The sequence below is a fragment of the Candidatus Methylospira mobilis genome, from assembly GCF_009498235.1.
GTDB classification, from domain to species: Bacteria; Pseudomonadota; Gammaproteobacteria; order Methylococcales; family Methylococcaceae; genus Methylospira; species Methylospira mobilis.
This window is the reverse complement of sequence record NZ_CP044205.1, coordinates 934,189-950,432: the sequence shown is the minus strand read 5'-3', so window position 1 is coordinate 950,432 and position 16,244 is coordinate 934,189. Positions and strand designations below refer to the sequence as shown.

General features: G+C 53.1%; 12 protein-coding genes. 10 read left to right on the top strand and 2 right to left on the bottom strand.

Going from position 1 to position 16,244, the window contains the following annotated elements:
* Window positions 1-661 precede the first annotated feature (661 nt).
* Together F6R98_RS04030 and F6R98_RS04025 are read right to left on the bottom strand one after the other, a co-directional pair.
* Window positions 662-1,201, bottom strand: a complete 540-nt coding sequence (locus F6R98_RS04030; RefSeq protein WP_265588095.1) for an IS630 family transposase — start codon at window positions 1,199-1,201, stop codon at window positions 662-664.
* A gap of 8 nt (window positions 1,202-1,209) precedes the next feature.
* Window positions 1,210-1,701 carry a helix-turn-helix domain-containing protein gene (locus F6R98_RS04025; protein ID WP_153247883.1) on the bottom strand — a complete coding sequence of 164 codons (492 nt, stop codon included), beginning with the start codon at window positions 1,699-1,701 and terminating at the stop codon, window positions 1,210-1,212.
* A gap of 171 nt (window positions 1,702-1,872) precedes the next feature.
* Between F6R98_RS04025 and F6R98_RS04020 the strand changes: the two genes are divergently transcribed.
* The 10 genes from F6R98_RS04020 to F6R98_RS03980 all read left to right on the top strand — a co-directional run bounded on the left by F6R98_RS04020 (window position 1,873) and on the right by F6R98_RS03980 (window position 16,210).
* Window positions 1,873-4,236 carry a TonB-dependent receptor gene (locus F6R98_RS04020; protein WP_194270129.1) on the top strand — a complete coding sequence of 788 codons (2,364 nt, stop codon included), beginning with the start codon at window positions 1,873-1,875 and terminating at the stop codon, window positions 4,234-4,236.
* 469 nt (window positions 4,237-4,705) lie between these two features.
* Window positions 4,706-7,204, top strand: coding sequence for a TonB-dependent receptor (locus tag F6R98_RS04015; protein ID WP_194270128.1), 2,499 nt, complete (start codon window positions 4,706-4,708; stop codon window positions 7,202-7,204).
* 155 nt (window positions 7,205-7,359) lie between these two features.
* Window positions 7,360-8,601 carry a sialidase family protein gene (locus tag F6R98_RS04010; protein ID WP_153247880.1) on the top strand — a complete coding sequence of 414 codons (1,242 nt, stop codon included), beginning with the start codon at window positions 7,360-7,362 and terminating at the stop codon, window positions 8,599-8,601.
* Window positions 8,598-9,161 (top strand): TlpA family protein disulfide reductase, encoded by a 564-nt coding sequence (locus F6R98_RS04005; RefSeq protein ID WP_153247879.1) that lies wholly within the window; start codon window positions 8,598-8,600, stop codon window positions 9,159-9,161. Before F6R98_RS04010 ends, F6R98_RS04005 begins: the two co-directional genes overlap by 4 nt.
* 91 nt (window positions 9,162-9,252) lie before the next feature.
* Window positions 9,253-9,993: an energy transducer TonB gene (locus F6R98_RS04000; RefSeq protein ID WP_153247878.1), complete on the top strand. Its 741-nt coding sequence runs from the start codon at window positions 9,253-9,255 to the stop codon at window positions 9,991-9,993.
* 21 nt (window positions 9,994-10,014) lie between these two features.
* Window positions 10,015-10,677: a MotA/TolQ/ExbB proton channel family protein gene (locus tag F6R98_RS22605; RefSeq protein WP_194270127.1), complete on the top strand. Its 663-nt coding sequence runs from the start codon at window positions 10,015-10,017 to the stop codon at window positions 10,675-10,677.
* A 1-nt stretch (window position 10,678) separates the two neighbouring features.
* The gene (locus F6R98_RS21505; RefSeq protein WP_194270126.1) at window positions 10,679-11,083 is read left to right on the top strand and encodes an ExbD/TolR family protein; all 405 of its coding nucleotides are present in this window, start codon (window positions 10,679-10,681) and stop codon (window positions 11,081-11,083) included.
* A gap of 571 nt (window positions 11,084-11,654) precedes the next feature.
* Entirely contained in the window at window positions 11,655-12,005 is a 351-nt protein-coding gene (locus F6R98_RS03990) for a hypothetical protein (protein WP_153247877.1), read from the top strand.
* Window positions 12,006-12,039: 34 nt separating this feature from the next.
* On the top strand, window positions 12,040-14,889 hold the full coding sequence (gene rapA, locus F6R98_RS03985) for an RNA polymerase-associated protein RapA (protein ID WP_153247876.1): 2,850 nt from the start codon (window positions 12,040-12,042) through the stop codon (window positions 14,887-14,889).
* 178 nt (window positions 14,890-15,067) lie between these two features.
* Window positions 15,068-16,210: a multicopper oxidase domain-containing protein gene (locus F6R98_RS03980; RefSeq protein WP_153247875.1), complete on the top strand. Its 1,143-nt coding sequence runs from the start codon at window positions 15,068-15,070 to the stop codon at window positions 16,208-16,210.
* The last annotated feature ends 34 nt before the right edge of the window (window positions 16,211-16,244 follow it).

Below are 16,244 nucleotides of genomic sequence, written 5' to 3'. Positions count from 1 at the left end.
TTGGAGGGCGTAACTGAGTTGCCACTTTCGCAGAAATCGCAAAAAACCTCATTCACTTCATTCCAGGCGCATCCACGCTTCGACTCTAAACACCCTAAACCACATTGAAATATACATATAAATCAAAGATATGATTCAGTATCAAGGCTTAAGTTGAGAGCCTTGATGAAGGCGGGGGCGAATTAGTAACGTCCATTATCGCCCACACGGCAAATCATTGCACGTAACCTGCTGGACGTCCTGGACGATGCCGATTCAGCAGTGCCATCCATCGACTTCTGGGGTAGCAGGGGCGGCATGTTCTCGAAGATTTATTGCCCGGAGCAGAGACTCACCAAAAAGGTAAGTTTGTTCAAGTTCCTTGAGGGGGCTTTTCCTTAACCCATCACGTTATTTGAACAAATGACGGGCAAACACCACGAGGATTGCTGATCCTACTCATCTTTCCGTCAGGGTCATCTTGCTTACTTGTACATCGCTTTACAGGAGTGCGTTATTTGACACAGCGCTGCGTCAAACAACTCACTAATACATGACGATATGCCCGTAATCAATTGACTGGTTGTTTATTATTTTTTGGCATATTTCTTTCTATTGGAACTCACTTATTAATTTAGAAGAACAATAAAAGCTCATGTCGAAGAAAAAAAGTAGTAAGTAATCACGTATAACATATGTGGAACTTTGTGCCGAAGTCATTCAGAAGCACTTGAACATTCTGAATCAACGTATCTCGTGTCCAGGAAGTGAAGTCACGCCAATGGTATTTTGCATGCTTCCAAAGTATTTCGATCAAATTCAGTTCCGGGCTGTAGGGCGGCAGATACAAAAGAACGAACCGATGGTCGACCAACCAACGGTCGGTGATTTCCGGCTCGATAGAATGATGTATCGAAGCGTTATCCATCCACACGAAAGTCCACTTTTCCTGCGCAGAAGAGGCAGCCAGGCGATCAAGAAAGTTAATGACATGTTCACGCCGGATAGTGTGGTCACAGACCTCGAAATGCAGGGCTCCTTGTGCATAATTCAGCGCCCCCATCACGTTGGCCCGTTTATGTCCGACACTCGCATCAGCGCAATGAGGCTTCCCCAAAGGCGACCAGCTTCGTTGCACAGAGGGCAGGCAAGAAAAACCCGCTTCATCGAAATAAAACAATTCAACCTTGCCGTTGTGAGCATCGCGCTGAATTTTCCCCATCGCTTCCTTCACCTGCTGAAACCGGGTTTCATCCCGTTTTTTTTCAAGGAAAGCCGGTTCCGCTTGAAAGAAAGCCCTCTGGCTTTCAGCCCCGCAGCGAGACGATCCAAACTGAAGCTGGGCGCATCGGGAAAACGTTCTGCTATGCGAACAGCAATCTTCGCCAAGGTTAGCGGCTCCTGGCAGGCTATTTCCGCAGCGACATCCAGCATTTCCTGGGTCAACTTCACCGGTGCTCCGCCTTTGTGTCCGCTCAGAATACCGGCAATGCCTTTCTCTCGCCAGCCTTTAGCCCAGTTGTATATCGGTTGATCACTGACATGCAAAAACTCACAAATATCGGCGACACTCCGTCCCGCATTCAATGCCAGCAGGCCCAGCGCGCGCCGACGGAAATCAGGATAGTGATGGTGTTTTGCGAGTTGTTCCAAGGTTTCGATCTCTTCACTGGTCAGCGGCTGATCGAGCAGATTTCGTTTTTGTATGTTGCGCTTCTTCATTCGGGCTTCTTGCTGTGGATGCCTCCAGCATACACCATAAAGTTCCACACTAGTAATACATGACTACTTATAGCCACTTCAGTTTCGCGTTTTGTGGTTCCAGGTACCTTAACAGCTTTGCTCGTATCTCCCAGCCTCTCCGCTGCGAGTGATCCTGAACCCATCGCCAGCTTGCCCACAGTAGAGGTTGTCCCCGACGAGGCCCAGGAGGCGAATGAAAGTAAAAGGAAATGGAGAAAGAAAGCTCCGATGGTCGAGAAGTACAAGCTTCCTGTGACAACGGAGAGCATCGATACCAAGGAAATCGACGAAAGGGTCAACCTTATTACGGTCGAGGATTCCATCAAGTACATGCCCAGTATCGAGGTTCGCAAACGATACTCAGGTGATACCAACGAACCCATGGGAACACGAACCGCCTCACTTTCTCAAAGCGCAAGGACGATGATCTTCGCAGACGGAATACTGCTTTCTACCTACCTCAATAACAACAATACGAACACGGGTTCACCCCGATGGAATACGGTCGCACCCGGTGAGCTGGAACGCTCCGACATGATGTATGGCCCCTTTTCCGCTCAATACGCCGGTAACTCAATGGGTGGCGTGCTGGTAATGACTACAAAAATGCCCACAAAGTTTGTAGCGGGAGTCAATGCCATGGGGGCATTCGGTACTTATGACGCTCTGGGGGCCAGCGGGGACACCAATGCCCAGAACTACGCGATGTACGTTGGCGACAAGCTGGATGATTTCTCGTTTCGCTTTGACTACAACCATCTCTACAGTCTTTCGCAGCCTATAGGCTACTCAACAGTGGTTCAGGCCGTCGGGACGCGCTCCTCGACAGGCATACCCGTGCAGGGGGCGGTTCCGTCCTACAACTCTTACGGAGCACCCATGTATGTTCTTGGGGTTAATAATGGACAGTATGCGACCACCCAGGATAACATGAAGCTCAAGCTGGCCTATGACATTACAGACACAATAAGGCTCTCCTATACCATCGGGTTGTGGCTTAATAACCAGGATGCGGAATACAGCAGCTACCTGACTACGAATGGCAATTCATTTACGGGTGGATCGGGTAGTTCCAACTCATCCATCAATATCAACGGTAATCTCTATACAGGCTCGCAGTATTCGATCTTTTCTCCCGTCCTGGCCCATCAACAGACTTGGTCCCACGGCATTACCCTTAAATCAGAGACAGGCGGTGCCTTTGACTGGGAGCTCGTGGGCAGTATTGTCAATCTGGGTGTGGATACCAGCAGGACTGCTACGGTTCCACCGACTGCGGCAGCTTCCGCTACCACGGGTTATGGACGGAGTACCATTCTTTCCGGCAGTAACTGGTACACAGTGGATGGCAAAGGCATCTATCGCGTAGACGAAGACCTTCTCGGACACCACGAAGTCAGCTTCGGCTTTCACAATGACAGCTATGAGCTGAATAACCCGGTATACACCACCAATAACTGGCAGAACGGGTCCCCAACCGCCATCAATGGGGCCAATAGCAACATCTACCAGAACGCCCAGGGTCAAACGATGACCCAGGGGTATTGGATTCAGGACTCGCTGGATTTCAACAAGGAATGGAACTTCACCCTGGGCGGTCGGTTGGAGCACTGGGATGCCTATAACGGTGTTAACCAGACGATGGTAGGCACAACGCTCCAAACGGTGAACCAGCAGGACCAGCAGTCCACCAACTTTTCACCCAAGGTAAAACTGACCTGGAATCCCTCTCTCGACTGGCGAATCGGCGCAGCCTTTGGCGAGGCGTGGCGCTATCCCACGGTAGGCGAGCCCTTCCAGACCTCCACCGTGGGCACATCGGTTTATAACGCCAATCCAAACCTCAGACCGGAACAGGCGTTTTCTTCGGAGCTTTCGAACGAGTATTTCATGGAAAACGGCAAGGCCCGGCTCAGCTTCTTTTCAGAGGCTGTGAACAACGCCATCTATAGCGTATCCACCTTGATGTCGAATGGAACGGTCTCCAACACAACCCAGAATGTCCCGTCGACGAACATCTTCGGAGCCGAGTTCTCGGGAGAAATGAAGGATGTCATTTTTAAAAGCCTCAATCTCTACGGAACGGCAACCTATGCGCATGGGCGTATTGGCTCTGACCCTGCCGCCGATGCAGCCAATATCGCAGCAGCTACCCCGACTGCGCTTCTGACGAATCCGGGGACCGGCATGCCGGTCTCGGGTGCTGTTGTACCGAGGATTCCCGAATGGCGATCATCCTTCACGGTCAGTTACAGCCCCCTGGAACGGATGACCACTTCCGTCAGTGGACGCTACAGCAGCCAGACCTTCAGCCAGCTCAACAACAGCGATGTTTATCACAATACCTATGTAGGCAATAGCGCCTATTTTGTTCTGGATCTCAAGGTCAACTACAAGATCGATGACAAGTTCACCTTCAATGCGGGGATCGATAACGTGACCAACAAGCTCTACTGGCTGTATCACCCCTTCCCTCAGAGGACCTTCGTGGCCCAGCTTAAGTATGACTGGTGATATTTAGGCCTGAAATGTCCAGGGTTGGAGGTATTTGTCGATCGTATGCCTCCAGGACATGCTGAATAGTTACAGCGCTGATCGAGTCGAGCGGATCGCTGCTGATAGGAACAGCGTCCTGCGTCATAAATACCACAATATCGGTATTCAGCTTTTTCTTGGTTGTTCCTCGTTTTGCCGGATTTCAATACTTTACTGAGCTATATAACACAGTTGCTGTGTCATATGACGCGGTATTTGTATACCCCATATGGTGAATGAATCTGATAAAAACCTAACATATTGATAATGATTTACTTGGGAGCAAGTTGCGGTATCTGGCATATATTTCGCTTATGTTACAGAGATTTGTGTTTGCTATGCGCAACAGTTTGTTGTTGCCATGCATGCGAAACCCTATCGGAAAAAGCGGGCGATTGTATCCGGAAACCGCTAAAAATTATAAAAATAAGCACATGGCATGAATATCATGATTATAAAGACAGTCAAAAGAAATATTTTAACCGTGACGATACTGGGTCTCATCGGGCAGCCGGGTATTGTTGCAGCCGTTGACGCGGTAACTTCCACTACATCCCATCCAGGAGGGAACGCAGCAGATCCCGCAGCCGCTTCGACACAACAGGTATCTTCCGAACTGGACTCGGTGGAAGTGCCGGGGCTTTCGATAGGCCGCGGCGCACCGGTCAACAAGATGGATGTGAACGCAACCGTTTTGACGCGTGAACAAATCGATGAAAGCCCCGAGCTTTATGTCGATCAGCTGATCAACAAGGCGATGGGGATTTACATTCCGCCCATTCCCGCCAACCAGTCGGACCCGACAGGCGGCACCACGGTAGTGGCGATGCGCGGTTTCAGTAACGCCAACGGTGAGAAAGTATTGGTGATGGTCGACGGCGTGCCGATCAATGACGGATTCTTCCGCACCATCGACTGGAATCTGGTGCCGCGCGATACCATAGAGCGTATCGAAATCGTGCGCGGCGGCGGCGCGGCCAGTCTCTGGGGCAATCTGGCGGAAGGCGGCGTGATCAATATTATTACGCGCGAACCGGAAAAAGGTGAAAAGCGCATCGGCTTCAGATACGGCAGCTTCGATACCAAGGTCGGTAACGCTGTAGCCACTCTCTACCATGACGAATCTCTAAAAGTGGGCGCAAACTTCAACACCACTTATTCGAACGGCTATAACATGACGCCTGCTTACGCGCCTTACGGCATTCAATTGCGAAATCAGTTCAGCGTGCCGGCCGGCTCCCAGACCAACAACTTACTGCTGTCGACTTATTTTACGCCGGCAGAAGGCTCGAAATATTACATCAAACTCAACGGACACGAAATTCTGAACAACGGCGTGACGACCGCCAATTCCGGCAACCAATGGTATAAATTCGATTACCGCGGCGGCGGCCAGACCAAATATTCCGATACCGGCAGCGTCAACCTGAGCACTTTCTGGAATTACTCCGGCATGAACAAGCAGAATGGCGGTTACGTATCCAATACCTTCAATTCATTTGCGACCAGCACCGTTTCATCCAGTTTCAATAACCTCACCGCGCAACAGGCGCTCTCCCAGGTCGAGAGCATGCCCTACCAGACCGGCGGCGGCAGCGCATTCGTCGAGGAATCGCTGGATTTCGGCGAGTTCGGACGCATCGTCGATATAAAAGGAGGTCTGGATGTGCGCGGCACAACCATACAGGACAACAACACCTTGTACGGTTTTGCCAACGGCGCCACCAATACCAAGAATGCCAGCGGTCTGGCGACCGGAGTGGCAACCTACGCCACCGGTTATTACAACACCGGGTTCGTGCATACCGGCGCGCGCAACATGTTCGAAGGCCTGTTTCTGCAGGGCAACTATAAGCCGTTGGACGCGCTGGATCTGACGCTGGGCTTGCGCGAGGATTTCTGGCAGGCTTATAACGGCAATACCACCAAAGCATTTTACAATCCCAATGGCAGTTCTGCCGGGGTGACTACCCAGGCGTTGCCCAGCACCTACTTTACCCAGTTCAATCCGCGTTTCGGGGCAAAATGGAGTTTCGACAGCGGCTTCGATCTGAGAGCAGTCATCTATCGCAATTACGCCGCTCCGGGCATGAATAATCTGTACCGCAGTTATTTCTCACCCTCCAGCGCCAGCATGTCCAACGCCAACCTGGTGCCGGAAAGCAACTTCGGTCAGGAGGTGGGATTCGATTTTGTCAACGACACCCTCCGCGTCGGGTTTACCTTGTTCCATAACCAGCTGCAGAACTTTATCACTTCGGTCACCATGTGTCAGAACGGCAGTAACGGCAAGGCAGCCAACGGTTATCAGCAGTGCGGCGTCGGCAGTAATGCATGGAGTGTTTACGGCATACCGGCAACTTCGGGCAGCTATTCCGTCGGTCAGAATCAGAATATCGGCACGGCGGTGATGATGGGCGGCGAATTCGAAATAAACTGGAAGGCGCACGAAAGAATCGATCTGAATTTCGGCATCACACGCCTGGTTTCGTATATGAGCGGTTACAACCAGCTTTTCGGAGCGTTGAATGCTTCTATTGTCAATGCCGGGGGCTTGTCGCCTTTGGCCTTGCATACCCAGCTGCCGAATACCCAGCCGCTGACCATCACCGCCGGCGGCAAAGTGGATTTCGTCGATTGGGTGCCGGGTTTGACTTTCAACTGGGTTTTGAAAAGCTGGCCGACTTTTTATAACAGCACGCAGCAGCTTAACGGATGCCAGACCATAAACGGGACATTGATTTGCGGGCAACAGCAGCTCAGCGCGGCGACTACCGGCGATGTCATGTTGAACTACCAGGCAACGAAGGAGATTGGAGTCAATGTTTCGATACAGAACATCGGCAATAAATACTATCTTGCCTCCGCGCCAGGCACCAGCAGCAGCTCGTCGCCTTCCATGGGTATGCCGTTCAATGTCATGGGTGGACTCAACGTGAACTGGTAGTCGGATGCTGCTTGCAGTTATCCGCTCAAACAGTTGTAAACGCCCGCTTCCGGCCTGCCGGCGTGTGGTGATACCGATTCTTTCCGCACGAATTTTAAAGCGGCAGGGCGGTGCGAGAGTATAATTTCCCCTTAACCGTGCGATGGGTTTACAAAATGGTACATTTAAAAAGATGGCCGCTTATTTTTGCAGGCGGTTTTTTCTGGGTGACGGCGGCGGTGGCGGAAGACCCAAATGCGGCGATAATGCCGGCATCGGGCGTTTCTCATCGCATGCATGATGCGGCTACCTGTACAGAGCCGGAGCTGAAATGCGCTACTTCGGTTACCCCGGTATTTTCCGGCGATGGCCGTTTATGCCTGGCATGGGCGGCTGGGGGAACGGTTTCCGTCGCTTTTTCAACGGATCAAGGGCGTAACTTTTCCTCGCCGGTCGTGGTGGGGCCTCGTGCCGACAGGCTTGATGCGGGATCGGAAAGCCGTCCGCAATTGCTGATCGACAAACAGGGCCGCATGACCGTCGCATGGAGCGTATTCAAGGACGACAAGTACAACGCTCAAGTGTATCTGTCTACGTCGCAGGACGACGGCGCGCACTTTTCTGAACCGAGGCCGTTGGCCGATAATCCGGTCAGCCAGCGTTTTCCGATGTTCGCCGCCGATGATGACGGCAATATTTTCGCGGCCTGGATCGATAAGCGCAATGCCGGCACCGGTGCGGACGGCAAGAAATTACCGGGCGCAGCCTTGGCGTTTGCATGGTCGAGGGATGGCGGCAACAGTTTTGCACCGGTGCAAATTGCCGATCAGCCCGCCTGCGAATGCTGCCGTCTGGGTTTGGCGATGGGCAATGACGGCAAGCCGGTTATAGTCTATCGAAAACTGTTCGAGGGCGGTATCCGCGATCATGCCGTATTGACTTTTGACAAGGATAAGCCGGGCCGGATTCTGCGCGTTGCCGATGATGCCTGGGCGATCAACGGTTGCCCGCACCACGGGCCGGCACTGGCGGTGATGGATGACGGCAGTTATCACGTAGCGTGGTTTACTCAGGGGGCCAAGCGCCAAGGTGCGTTTTACGCTTATAAAAAAGCCGGCGCAACCGGCTTTTCGACGCCTTTGCCGATAGGCGCGGCTGGAAAAATGGCGGGACGTTCCTACTTATTGGCCAATGGAAACAAACTATGGCTGGTATGGAAGGAAGTTGTCGAAAAGCAAACCACCGTTTATGCGCAGATGTCGGGCGACAGGGGGCGACACTGGTCGAAAGCGCGCATGATTGCTGAAACTTCCGCTTATTCCGACCACCCTATATTGATAAACAACGCCGGACAAACCTGGCTGTCATGGTTTACCCGCAACGAAGGCTATCGTCTGATCGCGCTGCAGAAAAAATGAAAACGCCATATTTATTGTTTCGATTGAGTTTGCCGGCATTTTTTAACCGGCTGAATCCGCTGGCTGGCTTGTTGTTTGTTTTTATGTGTCTACAATATGGGCAGCTATCGGCGGAACCGGCGCCATACGACGAAAACAGCTGGAACCGGATAGAGAAGTCCTATGCAGGAAAGCACCATATTGTCCATTTCTGGGGAGTTACCTGCGGACCCTGTGTGGATGAACTCAAGACCTGGGCTAAATTTACCCGGCAACACCCCGAGATACCGCTGATTCTGGTACAGGTTGATGAAGCGACGCCGCAGCAGGCTGAAAAGCTTTTGCAGAACAGCGGCATGGGGCGGGTTGAAAACTGGTCTTTGGCTGCCTACTTAAGCGATGCGATGCGTTATGAAATCGACTCAACATGGGTTGGAGAGCTGCCCTATACGCGTTTGACCGGTGCCGACGGCAAAACCCGGACTCTGCGTGGCGCAGCCGATTTCACCGAAGTCGAGTTATGGCTGGGACAGGGCAGGATCAGTAGCGTTGCCTTACAGGGGCAAACCGGAAAAAAATGACTCTGAGCGTTTCGAAAGTCGGAGAAGGGCTGATTACGCTTTTTCCCGGAGAACGACGCACCAAGGTAATTGAGTGTAGAAGTTTAGTTGAATGATTACGAATAGATCTGCATTTCCCTCGCGAGGCTGGTTAAACCCCATCGTTGGCTTGACGGTTTCGGTGCTGCTGCACGGGTTGTTCTGGCTGGCCTGGACGTTTATGCCGCATCCTGAACCGAAGGAAACCCCGGCGCAGGTGATTACGGTGTCGTTGACTTCGGCAGCTCCTCAGGCCGCTGCTGCAGCGCCGGCGGCTCCCGCTCCGGTTGCTCCGCCCCCGCCCCCGCCAAAGCCTAAACCCGAGCCGAAAAAAATAGAAAAAGCCAAGACCCCGAAACCGAAACCCAGGCCCGTGGTCCAGCCGGAACCCGAGCCTGAGCCGCAACAGCCTCAACACGAAACTGCAGTAGCGCCGCCCAGTGCAAGCTCAGCGCCTGCCCACACTGACAGCGCCGCCGCGACGGCCGCTACCCAGCATGCGCACGATGCCGCGTCGGCCTATTCCGCAGCGAGCTACAAGGGGGCCGGACTACATAATCCTCCGACCCGCTATCCGCGTCTGGCGTTGGAGCGGCACTGGGAAGGAGCTGTGCGCCTCAAGGTCGAGGTGTTACCGAACGGCGTCGCCGGAGAAGTGAAAATCCTGCAAAGTTCGGGGCATGATCTGCTGGATGAAAGCGCGCTGGAGCACGTCAAGACGCTCTGGCATTTCGAACCGGCGCATAGAGGCGCGCAGGCCGTGGCAAGTTGGGTCGTCATCCCAATCGAATTCAAAATACACACTAAAGATTAATAACTCAAGAGGAAGCAAGAAATGATATTTTCTTCGGATAATATTGTGCAGATTACCCTGGGCGTACTGATTGCCTTTTCAGTAGTCACCTGGGGCATGATTATTTTCAAGGGATGGATCATATGGAAAGTAGGCCATGGCAATCGCGCATACGCCGAAGCTTTCTGGAGCGCCAGCAGTTTGCAGAATGCCGCCGCCATAGAAGGGCGCGACAGCGCGCTGGGGCGTATCGCCGGAGCAGGTTTCGATGTGCTCGATGAATTGAGCAGCGGAACCAGCCGCCACGGCCTGGATATGAGCGGCGATATTCAATCCATACTGGAACGCAGTCTGCGCCAGCAGGTCAACAAGGAACACAGTGTACTGGAGCAAGGGCTGGCTCTGCTGGCCAGCATAGGCAGCACCGCGCCGTTTGTCGGGCTGTTCGGCACCGTGTGGGGTATCATGGATGCTCTGAAAGGCATCAGTGAAGCCAAATCGGCCAGCCTGGACGTGGTTGCCGGTCCCATCGGCGAAGCTCTGGTAGCGACGGCGATCGGCATAGCCGCGGCGATACCAGCGGTATTGGCCTACAACTTCTTTTTGCGCAAAATCAAATCGTGCGATGCGGAGCTGGATTATTTTGCTACCGATTTTCATAATCTGGCGGTGAAATCCAGTCTGAAATCCAACGCCGGAGCCTGACATGGCATTTAAACCCGATTCATCCGACCGCGAGGTCATGAGCGAAATCAATGTTACGCCGCTGGTCGACGTCATGCTGGTGCTGCTGGTGGTATTTATCATCACCGCACCGTTGTTGACGCAGGCGGTGAAAGTCGATTTGCCGAAGACCGAAAAGACGGAAGCGGTTGACGACAAGGATCTGGCGACGCTGGCGGTAGACGCAAAGGGCCTGATTACGCTCAACGACCGCCCGCAGACCCTGGAGAATCTGGAAGAGGTCTTGCGCACGTTGCAGGAGGCGAACGCCAATCTTTCGGTTCAGTTGCAAGCCGATCAGGCGGTTCCCTATGGCCGGGTGGCTGAAGTCATGGCGCTGGCGCATAAAGCGGGAGTGACCAAGCTTGGGTTTATAACCCGGGAATAAAACTTACAATCGCCGCAATTATTCAGCTTGTACTTTTAAATTGAGACCGGCACCGCCGAAGAGAGGCAAGTCCGTCAAGATAGACAGAACCGTGCTGGATATTAATCATGCCGAGCATCCTTCTTTGGAGGTTCTCTACGTCGGTTCATGGGCGTAGAGAACTTTTTTTCTATAAAAAGAAAGCGCAGATTCGCGCGCAAGTCGAGCATACGTTCCATGTGTTCCATTATCGCAAGGCGCGCTATATAGGGATTGGAAAAGAATACGCATCAGCTACAGATTTTATTTGGGCTTTCGAATTTGTAGCGTAGCCCAAAAGCTGCTGATGGGGTCAATATGAGGGATTATTGCGCCATCAATCCGCCAGAAAGGCGGAAAATGCCGGTAAAAGCGGTTATTTTAGCGTAAACGCATAAGAAATGCGTCGAAATCGAAATTTTTCTTAAAAAAATTGCGCTCCGGCCCATGTTTGGGCCATTAATCAGCGGTTCCCTAGCGGCAAGCGCGTAAATCGGACAAAACAAGAGCCGCCAAAAATGAAGTAGGCCGCGCAACAACAGGACAAATCCATATGTACTTCATAAGGCAACATTGGTTTGATTCCGGCTTCATACGGTCTTTTCCTGTCGCTGCCTTTATTCTCCTGCATCAACTTGCGCCGCTGGACAAGCTGCTCTGGCCGAGTCTTAATTTCTTTATTTTTACATCAATTCGAGGAGTTACAGGCATCGCATTGAGCGCAGTTCTCAACTATGCCGGCATACTTAAAATTATTGACCTTCTGAAAAGGAGAACAGCCGCTATGTTTTCCCTGCGCGTTCGCTACCGCCTCGGCAACGACAGGGATAGCAGCGGCGCTGATTTGCCCCCTACCTTTCGTCACAAAACAATATTTCCACAACCCAGCTGCAACCCGCTATAATTGTAAGTTTTTCGTGCAGACTGGAGGTATCTGAGTGCCCACATTCATTCCCGGACAACGCTGGATCAGTGAAACCGAGCCCGAGCTCGGTTTAGGCATGGTATTGGAAGCCACGCGGGCACGCGTCACTGTTTTATTCATCGCCAGCAATGAACGGCGCACTTATGCCGCAGACAATGCCCCCCTCAACCGGGTGCGCTTTGTGGTAGGAGATACCATAGAAAGCGCAGACGGCTGGCAGATTTGCGTCTCCCGGATTCAGGAACAAGCCGGACTAATTACTTACATCGGCGCCGATCTCAAAAATAAACCAAGAGAACTGGAAGAAACCGAATTAAGCCACAACATTCAATTCAACCGCCCCCAAGACCGCCTATTCTCCGGGCAGATCGATACATCCGAACAATTCAAGCTGCGCTGCCGCACGCGCGATGCGCTGATAGCCCTGGAGCAGTCGCCAATCAGAGGACTGGCGGGAGCACGCGCGGGCCTGATTCCGCATCAGCTCTACATAGCGCACGAAGTCGCGGGACGCCATGCCCCGCGCGTGCTGCTTGCAGACGAAGTCGGGCTAGGGAAAACCATAGAAGCCTGCCTGATTGCGCATCATCAGATTTTATCCGGGCGCGCCGAACGGGTACTGATCCTGGTGCCGGAACCGCTGCTGCACCAGTGGCTGGTGGAACTGAGACGCCGCTTCAATCTTAATTTCAGCCTGTACGACGAAGAACGCTATTGGCAGACGCCTGAGGGCAACCCGTTTCTTTCCGAGCAGTGGATACTGACCAGCTTGACGCTGTTCAGCGCGGAGCCGGAAAGAAAAGCCATGCTGCTGGGAGCCGGCTGGGACTTATGCATCGTCGACGAAGCGCATCATCTGGACTGGTCGCCGGAAACGCCTGGCGAAGATTATTTGCTGGTCGAACAACTGGCAAGGAAAACACCTGGACTGTTACTGCTAACGGCTACCCCCGAGCAATTCGGCAAGGAAAACCACTTCGCCCGCATGAAACTGCTCGACCCGGATCGCTTTTCCAGCTACGAAGCCTTCATTGCCGAAGAGGCGAACTATATTCCACTTGCGCGGCTCATTGAGCGCCTCACCGCAACAACGGCGCCGGACGAAAAAACACGCGAACAGCTGCGCGGCACGCTGTGCCATGATCGCGCCGAACAACTGATCGCCGGTCTGGATGATCCGGAAACAAACGAGCAGTCGCGCGATGAGCTGGTACGGCTGCTGCTGGACCGGCACGGCACCGGACGCATACTGTTCCGCAACACTCGCGCCACGGTCAAAGGGTTTCCCGCAAGACAGCCGAAACCCTATCCGTTAACGCTTCCCGACGCCTACAAAACCGATACGGATACCACGCTCGCAGCCTTGCTGCACCCGGAAACCAGCTATCGTACACTACAAGATAGCGATACTCCCTGGTGGAAAGTCGATCCGCGCGTTAACTGGCTTTGTAAACTGCTGAGCGAGCTGCGCCCCGCCAAGATCCTGGTTATTTGCGCGACGCAGGCTACCGCAATGGAACTGGACGCCGCCATCAACCGGCTGACTACCGTGGGTTCAACGATTTTCCATGAAGGCATGAGCATCATGGAACGCGACCGCGCCGCAGCCTGGTTCGCCGATGAAGAAGATGGCGCGCAAGTACTGGTCTGCTCGGAAATAGGCAGCGAAGGACGCAACTTTCAATTCGCGCACCACTTGGTGCTGTTCGACTTGCCGTTGAATCCGGAGTTGCTGGAACAGCGCATAGGTCGTCTGGATCGCATCGGGCAAACTTCGGCCATACAGCTGCATATCCCTTACCTGCGGCAATCCGCGCAGGAAACCTTGTTCCGCTGGTACCATGAAGGCCTGGATGCATTCACTCATCATGGGCAGGCAAGCATGGAGGTTTATGACCGGTTAAGTGCTGAACTGCATCAAACTCTGCTTGCGCCTGTACGGCAGGAAAAGCTGGAAGCGCTACTGGCGCGCACACGCAAGCTGCGCGACGAAGTGCTGACGCGGCTGCACGACGGACGCGACCGGCTGCTGGAGTTCAACTCCTGCCGCAGCCATGCGGCCGAAACATTGGCCGACGCCATACGCGCGCAAGACGAAGACAACAATCTCTGGCCATGGCTGGAAAGCGTGTTCGAAGTTTATGGCGTAAATGTCGAGGAACATTCCGAGCACTGCCATATTTTACTGCCCGGCGATCACATGCCGATCTCGCGCTTTCCGGAGTTGCCGGAAGAAGGCGTGACCGCAACCCGGAACAGAGAGACGGCTCTGGCGCGCGAAGACATGATATTCCTGACCTGGGAACATCCCATGGTGCGTGGCGCAATCGATCTGATTCTGGGCAGTGAACAAGGCAACGCCGCTTTTGCGCTGGTGCAACATGAAGACCTGGAACCGGGCCAGCTATTGCTGGACGCGGTTTACCTGTTGGAATGCGCCGCTCCCAAACGCTTGCAAGCCTATCGCCATATGCCACAGACGCTGGTGAGGGTACTGGTTGACAGCGAAGCCGGCGTAATAAATGATCTGCCGCCTGAAGACTTGATCGAAATTCCGCGCAGGCCGGATCGCGAAGCGCTAGGCCAAATGTTTCAGGCGCAACGCAAAGCCATAGAGACGATGATCCGGCTCAGCGAAAAAACAGCCAAAAACGCTATGCCATCCATGGTTGCCATAGCCCTGAAAACCATGCTGGACGAGGCCACGGCCGAACTGCAACGTCTGGCCGCACTGAAGAAAGTCAATCCGTCGGTACGGCAGGACGAGCTGGACAAACTCAAGGCCGATACGCTGGAAACCCACGGACACATACAGGCGACGCGCCTTAGGCTGGATGCCTTGCGTATTTTACTAGCCGTATAAAGCGATAGAGCGGAGCGGGGAGCGGAGCATTCAACTGCCCGCTCCGCTACAACCCATTCGGGTTACCCTCTCCGGGTTTCCTCTTCCGGCTTATTTACACAAGAAATCACTCAACAAGTCTGGTGCCATTTATTGATATTGATTATCATAATCTTTAAACGCACACCAACAAATTCCGATGCCACAAATCCCCCACCTACGCAACATCGCCCTGATACTGCTTGCCCTCACCGCAGTTGTTCTACTGATAAACGCCAACCGCAGCGAAAACGCCGAACAGTCGGCAACTCGCACCTATTACATAGCGGCAGAGGAAGTTCTGTGGGACTACGCGCCATCCTACCCGATCAACCCGATGCACAAAACCGAGTTCGGCGACGATCAGAAAGTTTTTGTCGAAGGCAACGGCAAAGACCGTATCGGGCATCGATGCTATAAAGCGCATTTCGTCGAATATAGCGATGCGAGTTTCAGCCGCGTCAAACCCCGCCCTCAGGAATGGGAGCATCTGGGTATTCTGGGCCCGGTCATCAGGGCCAATGTCGGCGATACCATCAAGGTTGTATACCGCAACAACACCAAAGGCATGATGACCTCGGTTCACCCGCATGGCGTTTTCTACCTGAAAAACAGCGAAGGCACGCATTATGAGGACGGCACCGGTGCGGAAGACAAAAAGGACGATATAATCGCGCCCGGAGCAGGTTATACCTACTCATGGGAAGTCCCAGAACGCGCAGGTCCTGGCCCCAGCGACCCCAACTCCATCGTCTGGCTGTATCACTCGCACGCCGACGAAACCATGGACACCAATACCGGACTGGTCGGACCTATTATTATTTCCAGCAAGGGCGCACTGGATAAAAACAACACACTCAAGGGCGTGGATAGAGAGTTTATCGTGTTGTTCACTGTTTTCGATGAAAACAAGAGTTTTTATCTTGACCGCAATATTCAGCAATTTGCACCGCAGGCCAGGAACGCAAAAGATGATGAAGCTTTTCAGGAAAGCAATCTGAAACACAGCATGAACGGCTATATTTATGACAACCTGCCGGGGCTGAAAATGAAAACGGGAGAAAACATACGCTGGTACCAGCTGGCGCTCGGAACCGAGGTAGACCTGCATACCCCGCATTGGCACGGCAATACGCTGCTGTCGGGGGGACACCGTATCGATGTAGTGAATTTACTGCCGGCCACGCACGCGACGCTGGATATGAAAGCCGATAATCCGGGCATCTGGATGTATCACTGCCATGTCAACGATCATATCGAGGCCGGCATGATGGGACACTATGAGGTGGAGTCCAATCACTAAACTTGTTATGCTCAACAGTTTATTAGCCCCCTAT

Bases quoted from the DNA above. Each gene is read 5' to 3' on its own strand.
- F6R98_RS04030 (WP_265588095.1), bottom strand. From the start codon at position 1,201: ATGGGGAAAATTCAGCGCGATGCTCACAACGGCAAGGTTGAATTGTTT.
- F6R98_RS04025 (WP_153247883.1), bottom strand. From the start codon at position 1,701: ATGAAGAAGCGCAACATACAAAAACGAAATCTGCTCGATCAGCCGCTG.
- F6R98_RS04015 (WP_194270128.1), top strand. From the start codon at position 4,706: ATGATTATAAAGACAGTCAAAAGAAATATTTTAACCGTGACGATACTG.
- F6R98_RS04010 (WP_153247880.1), top strand. From the start codon at position 7,360: ATGGTACATTTAAAAAGATGGCCGCTTATTTTTGCAGGCGGTTTTTTC.
- F6R98_RS04005 (WP_153247879.1), top strand. From the start codon at position 8,598: ATGAAAACGCCATATTTATTGTTTCGATTGAGTTTGCCGGCATTTTTT.
- F6R98_RS04000 (WP_153247878.1), top strand. From the start codon at position 9,253: ATGATTACGAATAGATCTGCATTTCCCTCGCGAGGCTGGTTAAACCCC.
- F6R98_RS22605 (WP_194270127.1), top strand. From the start codon at position 10,015: ATGATATTTTCTTCGGATAATATTGTGCAGATTACCCTGGGCGTACTG.
- F6R98_RS21505 (WP_194270126.1), top strand. From the start codon at position 10,679: ATGGCATTTAAACCCGATTCATCCGACCGCGAGGTCATGAGCGAAATC.
- F6R98_RS03990 (WP_153247877.1), top strand. From the start codon at position 11,655: ATGTACTTCATAAGGCAACATTGGTTTGATTCCGGCTTCATACGGTCT.
- F6R98_RS03980 (WP_153247875.1), top strand. From the start codon at position 15,068: ATGCCACAAATCCCCCACCTACGCAACATCGCCCTGATACTGCTTGCC.